General features: G+C 70.9%; 13 protein-coding genes. 5 read left to right on the plus strand and 8 right to left on the minus strand.

The window, feature by feature from the left end; genetic code table 11:
- Nucleotides 1–77: 77 nt before the first annotated feature.
- The 3 genes from ACWEQQ_RS34090 to ACWEQQ_RS34100 all read right to left on the minus strand — a co-directional run bounded on the left by ACWEQQ_RS34090 (nucleotide 78) and on the right by ACWEQQ_RS34100 (nucleotide 4,811).
- On the minus strand, nucleotides 78–2,081 hold the full coding sequence (locus tag ACWEQQ_RS34090; RefSeq protein WP_452351128.1) for a hypothetical protein: 2,004 nt from the start codon (nucleotides 2,079–2,081) through the stop codon (nucleotides 78–80).
- A gap of 45 nt (nucleotides 2,082–2,126) precedes the next feature.
- On the minus strand, nucleotides 2,127–3,503 hold the full coding sequence (locus tag ACWEQQ_RS34095) for a polysaccharide biosynthesis protein (RefSeq protein WP_452351104.1): 1,377 nt from the start codon (nucleotides 3,501–3,503) through the stop codon (nucleotides 2,127–2,129).
- Nucleotides 3,504–3,674: 171 nt separating this feature from the next.
- Nucleotides 3,675–4,811, minus strand: coding sequence for a DUF3068 domain-containing protein (locus tag ACWEQQ_RS34100; protein WP_452341060.1), 1,137 nt, complete (start codon nucleotides 4,809–4,811; stop codon nucleotides 3,675–3,677).
- Between the two features lie 200 nt (nucleotides 4,812–5,011).
- On the opposite strand from ACWEQQ_RS34100, the gene ACWEQQ_RS34105 reads away from it, so the two are divergent.
- On the plus strand, nucleotides 5,012–6,163 hold the full coding sequence (locus ACWEQQ_RS34105) for an acyltransferase family protein (protein WP_452351105.1): 1,152 nt from the start codon (nucleotides 5,012–5,014) through the stop codon (nucleotides 6,161–6,163).
- Nucleotides 6,164–6,200: 37 nt separating this feature from the next.
- Here ACWEQQ_RS34105 and ACWEQQ_RS34110 read toward each other — a convergent pair whose 3' ends face one another.
- The 4 genes from ACWEQQ_RS34110 to ACWEQQ_RS34125 form a co-directional block, all read right to left on the minus strand.
- Complete coding sequence (locus tag ACWEQQ_RS34110) at nucleotides 6,201–10,430, minus strand: alpha-(1->3)-arabinofuranosyltransferase (protein ID WP_452351106.1); 4,230 nt, start codon at nucleotides 10,428–10,430, stop codon at nucleotides 6,201–6,203.
- 46 nt (nucleotides 10,431–10,476) lie between these two features.
- Nucleotides 10,477–10,647: a DUF2613 domain-containing protein gene (locus ACWEQQ_RS34115; RefSeq protein WP_354841234.1), complete on the minus strand. Its 171-nt coding sequence runs from the start codon at nucleotides 10,645–10,647 to the stop codon at nucleotides 10,477–10,479.
- A 200-nt stretch (nucleotides 10,648–10,847) separates the two neighbouring features.
- On the minus strand, nucleotides 10,848–11,960 hold the full coding sequence (locus ACWEQQ_RS34120) for an isochorismate synthase (protein WP_452351107.1): 1,113 nt from the start codon (nucleotides 11,958–11,960) through the stop codon (nucleotides 10,848–10,850).
- A gap of 169 nt (nucleotides 11,961–12,129) precedes the next feature.
- Nucleotides 12,130–12,618: a universal stress protein gene (locus ACWEQQ_RS34125; protein WP_364609603.1), complete on the minus strand. Its 489-nt coding sequence runs from the start codon at nucleotides 12,616–12,618 to the stop codon at nucleotides 12,130–12,132.
- 233 nt (nucleotides 12,619–12,851) lie between these two features.
- Here ACWEQQ_RS34125 and ACWEQQ_RS34130 point away from each other — a divergent pair, with 233 nt between their 5' ends.
- A complete protein-coding gene (locus tag ACWEQQ_RS34130) occupies nucleotides 12,852–13,292 on the plus strand; it encodes a hypothetical protein (RefSeq protein ID WP_452341064.1) in 441 nt (146 codons plus the stop codon).
- Nucleotides 13,289–14,623, plus strand: a complete 1,335-nt coding sequence (locus ACWEQQ_RS34135) for an ADP-ribosylglycohydrolase family protein (RefSeq protein WP_452351108.1) — start codon at nucleotides 13,289–13,291, stop codon at nucleotides 14,621–14,623. The genes ACWEQQ_RS34130 and ACWEQQ_RS34135 overlap by 4 nt, the downstream gene beginning before the upstream one ends.
- A gap of 139 nt (nucleotides 14,624–14,762) precedes the next feature.
- Here the strand turns inward: ACWEQQ_RS34135 and ACWEQQ_RS34140 are convergent, their stop codons facing one another.
- On the minus strand, nucleotides 14,763–16,085 hold the full coding sequence (locus tag ACWEQQ_RS34140; RefSeq protein WP_452351109.1) for an acetyl-CoA C-acetyltransferase: 1,323 nt from the start codon (nucleotides 16,083–16,085) through the stop codon (nucleotides 14,763–14,765).
- Between the two features lie 205 nt (nucleotides 16,086–16,290).
- Here ACWEQQ_RS34140 and ACWEQQ_RS34145 point away from each other — a divergent pair, with 205 nt between their 5' ends.
- Nucleotides 16,291–17,649: a 3-oxoacyl-ACP reductase gene (locus ACWEQQ_RS34145; RefSeq protein WP_452351110.1), complete on the plus strand. Its 1,359-nt coding sequence runs from the start codon at nucleotides 16,291–16,293 to the stop codon at nucleotides 17,647–17,649.
- Nucleotides 17,649–18,515, plus strand: a complete 867-nt coding sequence (locus tag ACWEQQ_RS34150) for a MaoC family dehydratase (RefSeq protein WP_452351111.1) — start codon at nucleotides 17,649–17,651, stop codon at nucleotides 18,513–18,515. Before ACWEQQ_RS34145 ends, ACWEQQ_RS34150 begins: the two co-directional genes overlap by 1 nt.
- The last annotated feature ends 144 nt before the right edge of the window (nucleotides 18,516–18,659 follow it).

The raw sequence follows: 18,659 nt of genomic DNA on the forward strand, positions 1-18,659 counted from the left end.
CGCAATTCGGCAAAGCCGCGACGCGTTTCTCCTACGGTTCATAGCATCGAGGCATGTGGATCATTCTCGTCATTGCGTCAGTCAGCATTGTCGTGATCGGGGTGGGATTCGCGCTCGGCTTTCCGCGGGACTGATCGCCGCGTCACGGAACAGATTGCGGCGGTGAGGAATCCGCCGGCCAGCAGCGCGGCCCACAGCAGATGCGCGGCGCCCGACAGGCGGCGGTTCGCGGCCGAGGCGTCGTGGGCGGCGATATCGCCGGGTACCCGGTACAGCTGCACATCCCGGTCGGCGTAGACCGGATTCAACTGCGCCAGAGTGGTTTTCGATTCACCCATCGGTCCGGGCGTACCGCCCTCGACCAGCACCCAGCCGACCCCCAGCTCGGCCAGCCGGTTCGCGGACCCGCCGTGCAACAACAGGTTCTCCACCTTCCGGGCCCGCTCGCCCTCGCCGGACACCACGCCGCCGCGCACGGGAAGTTCACCGGTTTGCAGCACATCTCGCTTCAGCAGGCGCGGAGCCGGATCCAGGACCGGCGCACTGCCCGAATACCGGAACTTCCGGAACATCCCGCCCGGCAGCACCGCGACATCACCCGGCGCGTCGACCGCCTCGGCCACCCGCTGCCATCCGGCCGGATACTGCACCGGCCGCAACGCGCCCCCGACTCCCCACGCCAGATCCGGCAGCGTGAGGAACAGGATCGCGAGGAAAAGCACTGCGGCCCCGCCGGTTCGCGCCCGCGGCGACGCGGCGCTCACACCATCCACGACCATGCTGGAAATCCAGCGCCCCACCACCCGGCATCCGGCGGCCGCGCACAGGGCATACGCGGGAACGGCCAGCGCCACGAACTTCTGGGTATCCCGCAGCAGCCCGGCCCCCGGCACCCTCGTCACCAGAAACTCACCCGCCGACAACCCCCACCCGGTCGCCCCCAGCGCGGGCAGCACGATCGCCGCCACCGCCAGCCAGACCAGCCGCCGCCGCGCAACCCGCGCCTCGTCGTGCATCGGATCCCGGGACGATTCACCATCCGGCACGTTGCCCGGCTCGGCCGTGCCGTCCGGCCGTAGGTCGGGGTGATCCGGGTCGTGGGCCGCTGTGCCCGAACGAGATTCGACGTCCGCATCTGGCACGCTGCCCGGTTCGGCCGTGTCGTCCGCCCGCACGTCGGTGCGATCCCGCTTGCGGGCCGCTGCGCTCGAACGGGATTCGGAGTCCGTGCCGGCGCCGAGGACCGCGCGTACGCCGCTTGCCACCAGAGCGAGCAGGAGCACAGTTGCGACCAGGGCGAAGAAGGTTGTGCGCGACCCGGGTACGGCGGTGCTGTTCCAGATGCCGCCCAGACCGGCGAGGCTGCCGAGCGTGCCGAGCCACGGTTCCGCGCGGGCTGCGAAGGCGGCGATGCCCGCCGGATCCGAGGGTTCCGCGCCCGCACCCGACAGTGCCGTCGCTGTCAGCCACGGGGCCGCCGACAGGATCCACAGTGCCGCCGTGACAGGCAGATTCCGCTTGCCGGCCAGCAGTAGTGCCACCAGCCCCGCGAGCAGCGATCCGGTCGGCGTGAGCCCCGCCGCGGCGAGACACCCGGCCAGCCCGGCCCACGTGCCGAGCCCGCCCGCCCGTCCGGCCGTTGCCGAGCGCGCGCGTAAGCGAGTGGCGAGCAGGGCGATCCAGGGCAGCGCCGCATAACCGGTGAGGAGGCTCCAATGGCCCTGTAGAAGGCGCTCCGCCACATAGGGATTCCAGATGGCGACGGTCGCCGCCACCAGCTGCGGGCCCAGCGATACCCGGAGCAGGTCGCGGGCCAGGCAGGCCGCACCCCAGCCGGCCAGCCACAGCGCGGTCAGCAGCAACGCTTTCACGAGGAGGCCGCCGTCCACCACGGTCGATCCGACGGCGATCAGCGCGTCCTGCGGCACGGCGCGCGGCGCGGCATCGCCGAGCCCCAGCGCGGAATCGGTGAGATACGACCGCGGTGTACTGACCGCGTCCCGCAGCAGCAGGTATCCGGACCCGAGCAGTGGCCCCAGCACGATCAGCGCGAGCACCAGGCTGTACCCGGCGGGTACCAACCTGACCCAACCCCACCCCCGACCCTGCGAACTCACACCGGCACCCTACGTTCCGTTCGGCCCGAGTTCGGGGACCCGCGTTGGGTTCTCGGTCTCGTCGCGCGCGCCCCGCAGGGCCAGGCCGGTGATCACCAGCGTCGTGAGGGCAGCCGTCGCCGTGGCGATGACGATCAGCGACAGCACCGAGTGCGCGCAGGTCAGCATGACCGCGCTCCCCACGCCGAGCCCGACCCAGGTGATAGCGGCCGGTGCCGTCCGGTCGGCGGCGATCGCCGACAGCAGGGCGGCCTGCAGGACCGCCAGCAGCGCGCCCTCGAGCGCGAACAGCCACAGCAGTCCCTCGATCGGTGCGTAATCGCGCCCCGCGAACAGCGGCGCCAGTGGGGCGGCCACCGCCGCCCCGAGGACCGTGACGGCCCCGATCCCCACCAGCACCGCCAGCGCCGACCGCACGGCGCGTACGGAGTGCTGCGGCTGCGCCATCTTCGGATACAGCACCACGCCGACCGCCTGCGGCAGCCAGAACGCGATCTTCGCGGCAATGGCCCCCAGCGCATAACGTCCGGCGTCGTTCTCGTCCAGGATGATTCGCGACACCAGCAGATCCGCCGCCGATAAAGCGGTCAAGGCCGCTTGCACCTGCACGGCCCGGAACACCGCCGCCACGCCGAGGCCCAAGGCCGCTGTCCGGCGCGGTGCCGCGGATCCGGAATCTGCTCCCGGGAGCGGGGCTACGGCCGGAACTTGCTCGGTGACAGCGGGACTCGACCAAGTCGGCGAGCCGGAGGTGTTGCCGTCGCTGTCGTTCGGCAGGATCGCGTCGGCCTCGCGGCCGTGGTCGGTCAGCGCGCGATCGGTGATCCGGCGGGCCACGATCGCCGCCAGGGTGGCACCACCCGCGCCGGCCCACAGCGCGGGCGCCGAACCGAAACCGCAGGCCAGCACGATCAGGGCGGGCGTCACCCGGACGATGGCCGCTCCGCCCAGTACGGTGGCCAGCTCCCGGAACCGGCTGCGCCCCTGCAGGATTCCCTGCTCGCCCGCGAGCAGCACCAGGGCCGGCGCGGAACACAGCGCACCCGCCGACGCCGCCACGCCGACCTTCAGCACCGCGCCGACCACCGGAACCAGCACCAGCGCCACCACCGCGACCAGGCCGGCGCAGCGCGCGGTCAATTCTCGCGCGGCGCGCACCGGTGCACCCCGCACCACCTCCCGCGCGACCACGTTCTGCAACGCGAGCGCGGGCACCGCGCACAGCATCTGCACCGCCAGCAGGCTCGCGAACGAGCTGTACCCCGACACCCCCAGCCATCGGCTGGCCAGCAGCTGCAACAGGTAGCCCGCCACATTCGCGGTCATCGCCCCCGCCGTCACCAAGGTCAGGTCCTTGACCACGGGCAGACGGCGTACAACGGGCACGCCCGCAATGCTCCCATCCGTCTCGACCACTCCGGCCGCGCACCCCTGCGCCTCGCTCCCGCCCCGGTGGCGCCGGCACCGGCCGGCGCGGGACTCTCCGCAGCGCCTCGGGCGGAAACGGAAGCGGCCCAGCACCTTCACAGGTGCTGGGCCGCGGTGAACCGGGAGCCGCTAGGGCTTCTTGTTCATGTCGATCTGCTGGGTCGGGGCGTCGAAGTTGCCGGGACCGCCGGACGGGGACGGGGCGACGCGGCGGACCGGGGTGCGCCCGTTGCCGTTCTTGCCGAGGAAGCCGAGCAGCAGGCCGACGATCAGGAACACCAGGGCGAGGACGCCGAGGATGATCGGCAGGATGCGGCCGTACAGCGACAGCTTGTCCATGTTGTCCTTGGCCACCGAGATCTGCGACTCGATGGTGTTCTCGTCGAACACCAGGGTCGACTTCAGGGCGGTCACCTCGGGCTTGTCACCGCTGCGTGCGTAGAACAGGTGGATCTGCTCCTGGCCCTTGATGACGGTGCCGGTCTGCGGCTCGACCCACAGGTCGCGGGTGTTGGTGTAGAAGCGCGCCATGGTGACGTCGCCGTCGCCCTCGACGCCCCACTTCTCGGCGGGCAGGGTCAGCTTGTTGGTCGGCGAGTTGGCGACGGTGGAGAGATCGGTGACCGGCACGGCCATCTGGAAGTGGTAGACCTTCAGATTGTTGATCTCGGTCTCTTCGACATAGTTGATGTCGTAGGTCTTGCGCACGTTCAGGTCGAAGTACGGGTAGGTCTTCTTGTCCGTGCCGATCGGGAAGCGGTACTGGAGGCCGGTGTGCTGCACCGGGTCCATCACGCTCTCGCCCTTCTTGTCGACCGTCACGGCGATCGCACCGTTGGGGCCGCCGTCCACCGACTCCACCGGCTCACCGGTCTTGCGGTTCACGGTGACGCGGTCGATGGTCGCGGTCAGCAGGCCGGTGTCGCCCTGCTTGTCGGTGCGGCGCAGGGTCTGACCGGCCTGGATGGTCATTTCCGAAGCGTCCGACGGGTCTTCGACGGTGAGGAAGCGCTGCGAGACGAGCGGGACGTTCTGGTCCACCTTCGCCGAGCCCGTTCCCGAGGTCAGCGACTTGGAGTCCAGCACCTCACTGGGAGCGCCGTTCTGCGGATTGGTCGCGACGGTCGTGATCTCCAGGTCCAGCGGGGTCTTCGCCAGCCGACTGACCGTATAGGTGGGGACCATGATCGCGGCGACGAGCAGCATCGCACCGAGCCCCACGAGTACGCAGGCCACCGTCCTTCTGGTACCGGCACTGAGTGCCATGCAGGTTCTCCTCGTCGTCGAACACGTGTTTCCTCCAGTACTGCGGTCGCCGCGCAGCACTCGTGAGCCCAGACACTAACAGTCCGAGCGGTCCCAGAGGGTGGCCGAGGCCGGAAAACTCCCCGAAATAGCCGCCCGGTGCAGTCGTGCGGAGGCGGCCGGGCGCTCGGGCGAACGGCGACAGGGCAGACTGGGGCGCGATGACGACCACCCTGAATCCCGAGACGAACCCGATCCCGGCCGAGCCGCCCGCGGCCCGTCTGGGTCGCTTCGTTCCGGCACTCGAGGGCATGCGCGCGCTGGCGGCGCTGGGGGTGGTGCTCACCCACGTGGCCTTCCAGACCGGCGCCACCGGGCAGCCGGTGCTGGGCCGGGTGTGGGAGCGATTCGACATGGCGGTCGCGGTGTTCTTCGCGCTGTCGGGATTCCTGCTGTGGCGCCCGCACGCCGCCGCGGCCCGGGGACAGGGCCGCGCGCCGAGCGCCGGACGGTATCTACTGCATCGCGCGGCCCGCATCCTGCCCGCCTACTGGGTGGTCGTGGGCGTGGTGCTGATCCTGCTGCCCAGCGCGGCGCACACCGCGGGCTTGCGGGTGTGGCTGTCGAATCTCGGTCTGCTGCAGGTGTTCGTGCCCTTCACCCTGACCGACGGTCTCACCCAGATGTGGAGCCTCTCGGTGGAAGTCGCCTTCTACCTTGTGCTTCCGCTGCTGGCGTTCGCCCTGGTCTGGTTGCGCGGGCAACGGGCGCGGCTGCGGGTGCCGGTGGTGCTGGGACTGGGACTGCTGTGCCTGGGCTGGAACTTCTTGCCGGTGCCCACGCCCGAGGGCATTCACGCCGACAACTGGCTGCCGGGCTATCTGCCGTGGTTCGCGGCGGGCATGCTGCTGGCCGAACTCGCCGACCTGTCCGCCCCGCGCTGGCGGCGGGTGGCCGGGAACCAGTGGCTGATGTGGCCGCTCGCCTTCGTGGCCATGCTGCTGGCGGCCACCGATCTGGCGGGTCCGGCGGGTCTCGTGCACGGGCAGCCGTGGCAGTACGTCATGAAGATGGCGCTCGGCGCGGTCATCGGGTTCGGCCTGCTGGCCCCGCTGGTGCTGCGGCCCGATCGGCGGCACCGGGTGCTGGAGGGCCGGGTCGCCGCGACCCTCGGACGCTGGTCGTACGGCATCTTCATCTGGCATCTGGCCGTACTGTCGATCATCTTCCCGGTATTCGGCATCGTGCCGTTCCACGGGCATTTCGTGGTGGTCTACCTGTTGACCGTGGCCTTCACGCTGCCGCTGGCGGCCGCCAGCTATGCCCTCGTCGAGGAACCCGTGCGGCAGTGGACGCGCCGCCGCTTCGGTTGAGCGGCAGCACGATTCAGCGGCGGGGCGGCACGCTGATTCAGCGGCGTGGCGGCAGGGCCGCGATCCCCACCGCGATCACCGCGACCAGCGCCGGGAACTGCACCCACAGCGAACCGCCGGCATAGCCCTCGAACGAACGCCAGGGCCCGGTCGACAGCGCGGCCGCGGAGATGGCGGTACCGCCGGCCGCGATCGCCACCAGCGCCCGCGGCAGCACCTGCGGCCGGAGCCGGTCGGCCATCAGGCCGAACAGGGTGAGCACGAGGGCGACCGGTCCGGCGATGAGACCGGCCCCGGCGGCCAGTCCCAGCCCGGCGACGGTGCGACTGCGCCAGGTGCGCGGCGGCGGCCCATCGTCGCGGACGGGCGAGCGCGCACCCCGGAATGCCAGCACGATCAGCGGAATCAGCAACAGCAGGCCGCCGAAGATGGCCAGGCGGTACCAGCGATCGGTGGGGAATGCGACGGTGATCGGGCCCTTGGTTCCGGCCGGCACCAGCCACGCCTGCTGCCAGCCGTTGATCACCACGGGCTGCAGCGGGTGGCCGTCGGCGGACTTGGCCTGCCATCCGACATTCGTGCTCAGCGGCAGCACCAGCACCTGCGTGCCGGTGCTGCCGTTCGGATCGGCCACCGGGGCGAGCGCCGGGGCGCGGTCCAGGCGCAGTTCGTCGACGGTGAACAGTTCGGTCGGCGCGACCGCGACATCCACACGGCCGGACGGGAAGTCGAAGCCGCTCTCGCTCGTCGCATCGTCGGCGCTGTTCGCGTCGGCCCCGCACACGGTGGCGGGCAGCGGTGCGCCGGAACGCAATTCGGCGGCGGTGCCGGTCACCGTGGTGTGCAGGGTGCGGCCCGCGGCGGCGATGGTGGGCCCGTGCGCGCAGTCGATGGTGAGGAGCCGGTCCGGATCGGCGGGGGCGGGGTAGTCGGGGCCCAGCACGTTCACCTCGGCCAGGCCGGGCGGCTGCTCCTGTGCGAAACCCAGTGCGGTGCGGTCGAGTACGCCGTCCCAGGTCTGGATGCTGACCTCGATGCGATCGGTGAGGTAGGGGTGCAGGTCCACCCGGCTGGTCGCGCCGGAGTCCGGATTCACGGTGCGCACCTGCGGGCCGTCGCCGAGATTCACCGAGACGGAGGTGGGGTGCGCGGGCAGATCGCCGCGCGACGGCGTCACCTCCAGACCGGTCACCAGGGTCGGGGCCGGAAGTTCGATGGTGAGTGTGGGTTTGGGCCCCGCCGGATTGCGGACGGTGGTCTCGGGCGCGGTCCAGCTGGTGCGCGGGTCCCCGTCGGTGGCCGCGAGGGCGGAGCCGCGCGGGTCGCCGACATCGGCGCGACCCCGGGCGATGGGCCGGTCCTGATCGGTGAGCAGCGCCTCCAGCGCCGGACCGGGACGGGTGTGCACGATCAGGTCCGGGGACACGGTGACCGGCTGCGGCACCTGCAGGGTGCGTTCGAACAGGCCCGGCTCCTCGGCGGCCAGGGCCAGGCCCTTGCTGCACCGGACGCGGTCGGGGGAGTCGAAACAGGCGCTGCGGCCGGGGAATTCCTGTCCCAGGTCCCAGCCGCGCACCTGCGCGCCGGCGGGGGCGGGCGGCAGTACCGTACGGTGCCGGATGTCCACGGTCACCGGGTTCTCGCGGTCGGCGTAATCGTCCAGGCTCAGTTCGCTGATCCCGAATTGGCCACCGGCACTGCCGTCCTCGGTGTGCACGGCGGTGATCTTGATCCAGTCGGTGCGGCCCGGCGGCAGCGAGATCGCCACTGGCGTACCGGGTTCGGTGATGCGCCCCGCCACCGTGCCCTTCGCGGTCTCCACCTCCACCCACTTCACCGGGCTGCCGATGGCGGCCGCGCTGGTGGTCAGGCGCAGCACCGCGGAACTGATCGGCTTGTCCAGATCCAGCCGGAGCCATTGCCCGACAGCGTGTTCGGCGCCATTGCTGATCCACGCGGTGGCCGGATCGCCGTCCACCACGGCCGCGGTCGAGCTGCCGGGCGCGGCGCCGCCCAGCTGGGTGGCGTCACCGGCGGAACTGGAGGCGGTGATGGTCGCGCCGGACCATTCGCCCGCCACCAGCTGGGCGCCGGGCACCGGATAGTCCGGCACCAGATTGTGGGTGCGGCGGGCGTCGCCCGGGGCCCGCAGCGCCGAATTGTGGTTGTCGACCCGCCCGAAGTCGGTCTCCCGGTCCATCGGTGTGTCGGTGATGGTGACCCCGTCCGCCGGCAGTCCGGCGGTGGCGGCGTCGGCGGCCAGCACGGCCGGCCCGGCGGGCGCCGCGGGATTGCGGCGCAGCCGTTCCACCACCTCGGGACCGCCCTGGATCACCGGGACGCTGTCCAGCGGGACGGTGAACGCCCCCGGGAACGACGTCGGCGCGCCGACGCCGCTGCGCACCTGGGCGGGGGTGCCGGGCACGGTCGACCCGACGCGATAGATCTCGATCGCCGGGTATGCCGGGCGCAGATCGCCGTCCGCGACCAGGCCCTCCACCCTGGCGGTCCCGATCGGATTCCCGAACTGGGCGACCTTCGTCAATCCGCGCGAGCCGTCGAGCGCGCGGTGGGCCAGCATCGGCCGGGTGGAGCGCGAGGTCTCCGGGTCGAGGTCGTTGCGCAGCACCAGGATTCCGATGCCCTGCCCGGCCAGCGTCGCGGCCAGCCCCGCCGACGGCCGTCCGTCGGCAATGAGCCGCTGCACCGAATCCATGGCGCGGATCGCGCCGGGCGGGTTGAGCGGCACCGAATCCCGCACCGCCCACGGGGTGTTCGCCAGCGCCTGCAGGGGCTCGTCGCGGGTCAGACCCCATACCTGGCTGCCGAACGGCGCGCCCGGCACCACCAGCGCCCGGGTCTCGGAGGCGTTGTGCGCCAGCCAATCCGCGGTCTGCTGCCAGTACGCCGGGACCCGGTCGTAGCTGCCGCGCGGGGCGAGCTTGCCGGTCCAGGCCAGCGAGGTCGACAGCGTCAGCGCCGTCAGGATGAGCGCGGCGACCGCCACCATGCGGTCGCGCTCGGGATGCGCGAAGGCCCTGCGCCACACCGGCATCGGCACCGATGCGGGCAGCGGCACCCGGCTCAGCAGATGCGCGAGTCCCAGCACCAGCGGCAGCCGGATGAGCGGTTCCAGCTTGTGCACATTGCGCAGCGGCGCGCCGCCGGAGTCCAGGAAGACGCGTACCTGTTCCGCGAACGGCCCGCCCAGCTCACCCGCGTAACCCGCGCAGATGCCGGCCAGTCCGACGATCAGGATCAGGGCGAGCCGGCCACGATTCGGCATGGACCGCATGGCCAGACCGGCCATGCCCGCCGCGGCCAGCAGGCCGGTGGCCAGCACCGCCGCGGGCTGGGTCACCAGCACCGCGCCCGCGATGCGCTCCGGGGAGACGAACGGGGTCCAGCTGTCGGTGCCGCGCAGCACCTCGCCCAGCGAGGCCCACTGCGTCGTCACGCCGGAGGATTCGATGTAGTCCAGGAACGGCGGACTCACCTTGCCCAGCAACAGCAGTGGCACCACCCACCAGAAGGTGCCCAGCACCAGCAGCGGAATCCAGGCGCGGGTGAAGCGCCACCACACTCGATTCGGCCGGTAGGACAACCACCACAGCGCCGCGGGCAGGAACGCCGCGGCCGTGGCCACCGCGTTCACCGAACCCATCAGCGCGAGCGCGAGGGCGCTGCCCGCGGGAGTCGCCATGCCACGCCGCGCGGGGCGCTGCATCGCCACGCCCAGGGCGGCGGGAGCCAGCAGCACCCAGGGCGCGAGCATCATCGGCAGCGTCTCCGAGGAGATCGAGCCGAGTGTGGTGAGCACGCGGGGCGAGAACGCGAACGCGACCGCCGCGATCACCCGCGAGCCCCGGCTGCCGATGCCGAGGGTCTCGCAGAGCCGGATGATGCCCCAGAATCCCGCGAGCAGCAGCAGCGCCCACCAGATGCGCTGGGTCGCCCAGCCGGCCAGGCCGAGCAGATGCCCGAGCGAGAAGAACGCGCCGTGCGGGAAGAAGTAGCCGTAGGCCTGGTTCTGCACTTGCCCCATCGGGGCCTGGCTGCTCCACAGATGGGAGGCGCGGGCCAGAAAGCCCAGCGGATTCTGCGCCAGATCGTATTTCGTATCGGCGACGGTCTGCCCGGGCACCTGCAGGAAGGTCAGCAGGAAGGCGGCGATGACACTGCCGAGCAGCCAGCGGCGGCCCAGCGGGGCCGTGCCGGCAGAGTCCTGAAGTGTCGTCGGAGACCGGTCCTCGCCCGGACCGGTCACATCGGACTGTGAGTCTTCGGGTTGGCCTGGTTCGGAGGTCGTCCGGTCAGCGTGAGCCGTACTCAACGTTGTTCAATAGCGACGAGCCCGCCTCGCCGCTGCGATCGATCTCGGGCCGCTTGTCCTGCGAAGCCGCCATTGTGATGACCAGGACCGCCGCCAGCCCGACCAGGGCTCCACCGACAGCACTCGCTGCACCAGGAACGGCAAACTTCATCGCGGTACTCCCAACATCGGACGCATGCGTAACCGGGCCAACCTAGCAGGTTTCGCCCCTCGGGCTCCCCACAACCCCGAGCCTTCGGCGGGCATGTTGTCGTATGCCGTGGTGACGACTGATTTGGTGACGGTGGGGTAACTCGCCGGGGACCTCCGGAATGGGTTCGGCTCCCAACCGTCGGCACGCGTGCTCGATGCTCACGGCTCCCAGCCGTGCGCAGGAGTCTCGGGGAGGCGGGTGAGCGCGCCGAGGAAGGTGCGGAGCTTGGCGGTCGTTTCGTGGAGTTCGGTGTGCGGGTCGGAAGCGGCCACGATGCCGCCGCCGCCGAAGGCGCGCAGCGAGCAGGCGTCGGCGGCGAGTTCCGCGCAGCGGATGGCGACGAACCAGTCGCCGTCACCGGCCGCGTCGCACCAGCCGACCGCGCCGCCGTAGAAGCCGCGGTCGCCCTCGAGGTCGGCGATGGCGTCCAGGGCCAGGGCGGTCGGGGTGCCGCAGACCGCGGGGGTGGGGTGCAGCAGGACCGCGAGGTCCAGGGCGGTGGTGGCCGGATCGCGCAACACGCCGCGAATGGGGGTGGCCAGGTGCCAGACCTCGGGCGTGGACAGCAGTTCGGGTCCGTCGGGGATGGTCAGCTCGGCGCAGACGGGTGTCAGCAGTTCGCGGATCCAGTCGATGACGAAGGCGTGCTCGTCGCGATTCTTGGTACTGGCCAGCAAATCCCGGGCTTGGGCCGCGTCCGCCTCCGGATCGGCGAGCCGGGGCAGGGTGCCGGCCAGCGGGTGCAGGGTGACCGCGCGGCCGTGCCGGGAGATCAGCACCTCGGGCGTGGCGCCCAGCAGCGTGTCGCCGGGGCGTCCCGCCGCCGACAGGTCGACGGCGTAGACGGCGGCCCGCGGATGCCGGGTCACCAGGTGCGCGGCGATCACCTCGGGCTCCAGCGGGGCCTGTGCCTCGGCCAGCAGCGACCGGGCCGCCACCACCTTGCGCAGCGGCTGCTCCGGATCGCCCAGCTGCGCCACGAGTCTCGTAACGCGCGCGACATGCTCTGCGGCACTGGGTATTTCGGAGACGATGCGGACCTCGGGCAGGTCCGGCAGGGCGGCCGGGCGCCACGGTCCGGCGGTGTGCGCGGCCTGCTCGGGCGTCACCAGGGCGGCGGGACGGCGTGGATCGAACGGCAGCGCGCCCACGATCAGCTCGGCTGCCCCGGACCGCAGCGCCATGCTCGCGGCGGCCGCCGAATCGAAGGCGGCGCGGGTGCCAGAGGTGCGTACGACACCGTCCGGCGTCGCGAGCAGAAATCCGTCCATGATGGTTCGACCATAGCCCCGGGGCCGGACGGCCCGGACCGCGGAGCGACGCATCTCTCACCGGGCCGCCGGGCAGGTACGGGTATTCCGTTGCGGCCCAGCATCTTTCCCGCAATGCCCCGCTCCGGCCGGGGGCGCGTGGACCCCGGCCGTCCCGGGTTTCCCGGCGTCAGGCCCGTTTTTCGGCGGGTTCGCGGCCCGGCGGCACCATGAGCACCGGGCGATGGCAGTGCTTGAGCACGGCGTCGGCGACGCTCGAATGCATGAGGGCCCGGATGCCGGTGGCCCCGCGGGTGCCCGCCACGATGATGTCCACGTTCAGCTCGTCGGCGGTCTCGACGATGGCGTTCCAGATGGTGGTGGTGCACTCGGCGGTGCGCGCCTCGGCGTTCAGGCCGGCCAGCTTGGCCAGCCGCACGCCTTCGGCATTGATATTCCGGGCGTCCACCAGCGCGATGTCCTCTATTTCGTCGTCGGTCATCCACTCCGGCTGCATCACCCCGGACAGTCCCGACAACCGCGCGGCCTGGCGCACCATCGGCTCCCACGCCGTCAGCACCACGGCTCTGTCGGCGGCCAGGAACCGTCCCGCGTATTCGACGGCCCGCCGGGCATTCTCGGAGCCGTCGTAGGCAATCAGCATCAAGTCGCAGGGCATGACGAACCTCCTGGTAGGAACGCCTGGCTGTACCCCGAGGCTACCCCGGAAACAGACCGTTCAGTGGACTTGGCAATCTTCGTCGCGTCGCAAGTTCTCCACAGTTCGCTCACGATTCACCCAAACCGGTGGTGCGATGCGGGGGACGGGTTTTCACTGAAAACGTCGGCTCTCGCCGACGATCGACATCGCCGTCGTTGGAGCAGGGCCCGGACGAGGGGTGGATTGTGCGGTTGGACGAGCTGACGACCCCGCAGGAGTGGGCGCGTGTGTACCGCTCCCTGTTCGGTCTCCCCCACGTGCATGTGACCACACCGGGCTTCGTGGTCCTACCGCTGGTCGACACCATCGCGGCGCTGAACACCCCGGAACCGTTGGGGGCCTTGATCCTTGACGAACTGGTCAGTCGCGGCCTGGCCGGTCCGGTGCTGGTGCGCGACAAGCCGCCGCGCCGCACCTTCCTGGCGGTCTTCGACGGCTACCCGTCCGACGAATGCCTCGAGCTGCTCGAGCGCAACAGCGTCGACATCGGCCCGCATCGCAGTAATGTCATCCTGCCCACCGGATTCGGCCGTCACACCCATGAGGGCCGCTGGTGGGCGCGCGCGCCACAGCGCGAGGAATCCCTGCCCCTGCTCTCCGAGGTGGTCGCGGCCACCCAGGCGGTGTTGTGACCATAGAGTCGGCCTTCTTCGGCCACCATGAGGCCGATCCGCGCGCCCTGCTGTACTACGAGTGGTGTCAGCGCGCCGAATCCGGTTACGCGGTAGACGATTTCGCGGAGGAAGTACGCGATCTCACGCACACCGAGCAGGCGATTCCGGGGGCCTGCTGGCGGCTGCTGGATCGGGTCGAGCGGGCGCCGCGACTGCCGGACTGGCCCTACACCGAATGGGTGGACGCGCCGTGGCATGCGAATCCGGCTGACCTCGAAGCGGATTCGATTCCAGCATTGGGCGAGCCGGAGCTGCTGGACCGCATCCACGGCGGCTGGCTCGGCCGCTGTATCGGCTGCACGCTGGGCAAACCCCTGGAGAACGGCTTCGTCTGGACGCCCGCACGTATCCGCGGGTATCTGGAGGCGAGCGGGGCCTATCCGCTGCGCGACTACGTCCCCGTCGCCGACCCGCTGCCGCCCGAGTCCGATGGCCGAAGATCCTGGCACACAGCCACTCTCGGCCGTATCGACGGCTGTCCCCGTGACGACGACGTCGACTACCCGATTCTCGGTCTGCATCTGCTGGAGCAGCACGGGAAGTCGTTCACCCCCGATGACGTCGCGGCCCTCTGGCTCGAGCGCCTGCCGTTCCTGCAGACCTACACCGCCGAACGCGTCGCCTACCGCAATCTCATCGACGGTTTCGCCCCGCCCGGCACCGCCATCTACCGCAACCCCTACCGCGAGTGGATCGGCGGGCTCATCCGCGCCGACATCCACGGCTACACCCATCCCGGACAACCCCGCCGCGCGGCCGCCGCGGCGGCTCGTGACGCCTCGATCTCCCACGTAGGCAATGGTTTATGGGCCGCCATGTGGTCGGGTGCGCTGATCGCCGCCGCCTTCACCGCCCCCGGCCCCGCCGTAGCGCTGGCCGTCGCGCACTCGGTCATCCCCGCCCGCTCCCGCCTGGCACTGGCCCTGTCCGAGGTCGCCGACGACCACCGCGGCGGCATGTCCTGGGACCGGGCTGTGACCGCCATCCACACCCGCCACGCCCACTACAACTGGGTCCACGCCATCGGCAACGCCTGCCTCATCGCCGCCGGATTACTCTGGGGTGAAGGTGATTTCACCCGCACCATCGCCCTCACCGTCCAGGGCGGCTGGGATACCGACTCCAACGGCGCGACCGCCGGCTCGGTGGCGGGCATCCTCGCCGGGGCCGCCGCCATCCCCGCCCACTGGACCGCGCCGTTCCACGACACCGTCCACAGCTCCGTCGCCGGCTACGACGGAACCCGTATCTCCGACCTGGCCCGCCGCACGCTGAATCTGGTGCGCTGACACCGAATTGGGTCGTGGCGGTGATCCCGACAGCGGCGAGGGCGGTGCCCGGCCGGGCACCGCCCTCGAACGCAGTAACGGGGGTTGGGGGCCAATGCCCCTATCCTCCAAGGGTTTTCAGGGCGTATCCCCTGGCGAACTACCGCTCGACGATGGCGACGACGCCCTGGCCGCCCGCGGCGCAGATGGAGACCAGCGCGCGGCCGCCACCCTTCTCGGCCAGCTGCTTGGCGGTCTGGGCGATGATGCGGCCGCCGGTGGCGGCGAACGGGTGACCCGCGGCGAGCGAGGAGCCGTTCACGTTCAGCTTGGCGCGGTCGATCTTGCCGAGCGCGCCGTCCAGGCCCAGGCGCTCCTTGCAGTACTGGTCCGACTCCCACGCCTGCAGGGTGGCGAGCACCACGGAGGCGAAGGCCTCGTGGATCTCGTAGTAGTCGAAGTCCTGTAGGGTCAGGCCGTTGCGGGCCAGCATGCGCGGCACCGCGTAGGTGGGAGCCATCAGCAGGCCGTCGGGGCCGTGGATGTAGTCCACCGCGGCGACCTCGGAGTCCACCAGGTAGGCCAGCGGCGACAGGTTGCGCGAGGCCGCCCACTCCTCGGAGCCCAGCAGCACCGCGGACGCGCCGTCGGTGAGCGGGGTGGAGTTGCCGGCGGTCATGGTGGCGTCGCCCAGCTTGGTGCCGAAGACCGGCTTCAGGGTGGCCAGCTTCTCGATGGTGGAGCCCGGGCGCAGGTTGTCGTCGCGGGTCAGGCCCAGGAACGGGGTGACGAGGTCGTCCATGAAGCCGCGGTCGTAGGCGGCGGCCATGTTCTTGTGCGACAGGTAGGCCAGCTCGTCCTGCGTCTCACGGGAGATGCCGAATTCCTTGGCGGTGATGGCGGCGTGCTCACCCATGGACAGCCCGGTGCGCGGCTCGGCATTGCGTGGGATCTCGATGCCGACCATCGAGGGGCGCAGCCGGCCGACGAGCTTCACGTAGTCGGAGTTCTTCTTGGCGCGGTTGGCGTCGAGCATCCACTCGCGCATGCCCTCGCTCACGCCGATCGGCGCGTCGGAGGTGGTGTCGGTGCCGCCGCCGACGCCGTTCTCGATGCGGCCCAGGGCGATGCCGTCGGCCACGGTGACAATCGACTGCAGGCCGGTGCCGCAGGCCAGCTGCAGGTCGTGGGCCGCGGTGTAGGGCGACAGGGTGGAGCCGAGCACGCTCTCGCGGATCATGCCGTGCTCGCCGACGCGCTTGAGGACCGCGCCGCCGACGACCAGGCCCAGGCGCTCGCCCTGCAGGCCGAAGCGGGCGACCAGGCCGTTCAGGGCCGCGGTGAACATGTCCTGGTTGGACGCGTGGGCGTACTTGCCGTCGGAACGAGCGAACGGGATGCGGTTACCGCCGAGGATGGCAACCGGGCGGGCCTGCTTGGTGGTCTTGGCCGCGGCCTTCGCCGAACGGGCTTTGGTGGTCACTCGAGTCTCCAGTGTCTCGTCGGTGGGATTTCCGGCGCGCGCCATTCCGGTGGATGCGCGCCACTCGGTTTACATTAAACTTACTCTGGAGTAAGTTCATTGTCGACACCGTACCCCGCACATGTGCGCAACACGGCTCCCGAGGCCGGTGCGCAAGGCCCGAGCGGGCGAGGACCACTCACCCACACAAGAGAAGGTAGGAAACGTGGCTGCCAGCAAGAGCAAGGGCGCTCCCAACCTGTACGGATCGTTCGTTCACTCCGCGCCGGGCGCGTTCCTGGCCTCGAAACTGGGCCTGCCGCAGCCGGAGACGCTGCGCCGCTACCAGGCCGGCGAGGCCGCGCTCCCGGGCCCGGTGCTGCTGGGCGGCAAGGGCCGCGTCGCCGACGCCGTGCGGAACCTGCTGAGCGACTACACCTTCGTGGACGCGGTCACCCCGGGCGTGAAGTTCGGCGCGCTGGTCTTCGACGCCACCGGCATCCGCACCATCGAGGAGCTGCAGCAGCTGTTCGAGTTCTTCCAGCCCGCCATGCGCAGTATCGCCGCCTCCGGCCGGGTGCTGGTCATCGGCACCACCCCCGAGCTCACCGAGTCGGTCGACGCCCAGATCGCGCAGCGCGCGCTGGAGGGCTTCACCCGCTCGGTCGGCAAGGAGCTGCTGCGCGGCGCCACCAGCAACCTGGTCTATCTGCACCCCGAGGCCGCCACGGCCGCAACGGGTCTGGAGTCCACCCTGCGCTTCGTGCTGTCGGGCAAGTCGGCGTTCGTCGACGGCCAGGTCTTCCGGGTCGGCAAGGACGACTCGACCGCCCCGGCCTCCTGGGACAAGCCCCTGGAGGGCAAGGTCGCCGTGGTCACCGGTGCCGCCCGCGGCATCGGCGCCACCATCGCCGAGGTCTTCGCCCGGGACGGCGCGACCGTGATCGTGGCCGACATCCCGGCCGCCGGCGAGGCGCTGTCGGAGACCGCCAACAAGGTCGGCGCCACCGCGCTCGCCCTCGACGTCACCGCCGCCGACGCGGCCGAGAAGCTGGCCGGCTTCGCCACCGAGCGCTTCGGCGGCATCGACATCGTCGTCCACAACGCCGGCATCACCCGCGACAAGCTGCTCGCCAATATGGACGAGGGCCGCTGGAACTCGGTCATCAACGTGAACCTGGCCGCGCCGCACCGCATTACCGAGGGCCTGGTGGCCGCGGGCGCGCTCCGCACGGGTGGCCGGGTCATCGACGTGTCCTCCATCGCGGGCATCGCCGGCAACCGCGGCCAGACCAACTACGGCGCCTCCAAGGCCGGTGTCATCGGCATGGTGAACGCCGAGGCCCCGAAGCTGGCCGAGCAGGGCATCACCATCAACGCGGTGGCCCCCGGTTTCATCGAGACCGCCATGACCGCCGCCATCCCGCTGGCCACCCGCGAGGGCGGGCGCCTGCTGTCCTCGCTGCTGCAGGGCGGTCAGACCGTGGACGTCGCCGAGACCATCGCGTACTTCGCCTCCCCGGCGTCGAATGCGGTGTCCGGCAATATCGTTCGCGTCTGCGGCCAGGCCCTGATCGGAGCATGATGACGCAGACCATCAACCTCGCCGAGGTGCCCAAGAACAGCGGCTTGTTCGTCAAGGCCGCCCTGGGCGCGCTGCCGGTGCCGGGTCTGTCGGCCCGCAAGCCCACCCTGCCGGACCGCAGGGTCCGGCTCGAGGGCTTCAAGATCGACCCGGACCACCTCGCCGCCTACTGCCGGGCCACCGGCCTGCGCTTCGGCGACGCACTGCCGCTGACCTATCCGTTCGTGCTCAGCTTCCCGCTGGCCATGCAGCTGGTCGTCGCCCGCGACTTCCCGTTCGTGGCCGTGGGCGCGGTGCACGCGGAGAACGTCATCGAGCGCACCCGTGAGATCTCGGTGTCCGAGCCGCTGGACTTCGAGACCCACATCGAGAACCTGCGCGAGCACCCCAAGGGCCTGCTGGTGGACGCCGTCACCGAGGTCAGTGTGGGCCGGGAGCTGGTGTGGCGTCAGGTCACCACCTTCCTGCACCAGCAGCGCACCTCGCTGTCGGGCGGGCCCAAGCCCGAGCCCAAGCCGGACGAGGTGCCGCCCCCGCCGCTGCGCGCGCTGCGCGTCGATCAGAAGATGATCAACCGCTACGCGGGCGCCTCGGGCGACCACAACCCGATCCACACCTCGGCACTGGGCGCCAAGGCCTTCGGGTTCCCGAAGCCGATCGCGCACGGCATGTGGTCGGCCGCCACCGCGCTCGGCGCGCTCGAGGGCCGGATCCCCGACCAGGTCACCTACGCGGTGAAGTTCGGCAAGCCGATCTTCCTGCCGTCCACGGTGAACCTGTACGCGGACCAGGTGTCCGGTGGGTGGGACCTGTCCTTGAAGAACCCGAAGAAGGGCTACCCGCACCTCACCGCTACGCTGCGCTGAAACCTCGCCGCGCGGGTAGGGTCGAAAATCCGCAGTGCGAGGAAGTGTCGAGCCTGACACCCGAAGATTCGGGCGCGGCCGCCATCCGGCGGTCCGCCCGACGGGGGTGAAGAGCCGCATACTGTTTCGAATTCGGATGTCGCC

The sequence above is a fragment of the Nocardia sp. NPDC004123 genome, assembly GCF_053603795.1.

Bases quoted from the DNA above. Each gene is read 5' to 3' on its own strand.
- ACWEQQ_RS34100 (WP_452341060.1), bottom strand. From the start codon at position 4,811: ATGGCACTCAGTGCCGGTACCAGAAGGACGGTGGCCTGCGTACTCGTG.
- ACWEQQ_RS34105 (WP_452351105.1), top strand. From the start codon at position 5,012: ATGACGACCACCCTGAATCCCGAGACGAACCCGATCCCGGCCGAGCCG.
- ACWEQQ_RS34115 (WP_354841234.1), bottom strand. From the start codon at position 10,647: ATGAAGTTTGCCGTTCCTGGTGCAGCGAGTGCTGTCGGTGGAGCCCTG.
- ACWEQQ_RS34120 (WP_452351107.1), bottom strand. From the start codon at position 11,960: ATGGACGGATTTCTGCTCGCGACGCCGGACGGTGTCGTACGCACCTCT.
- ACWEQQ_RS34125 (WP_364609603.1), bottom strand. From the start codon at position 12,618: ATGCCCTGCGACTTGATGCTGATTGCCTACGACGGCTCCGAGAATGCC.
- ACWEQQ_RS34150 (WP_452351111.1), top strand. From the start codon at position 17,649: ATGACGCAGACCATCAACCTCGCCGAGGTGCCCAAGAACAGCGGCTTG.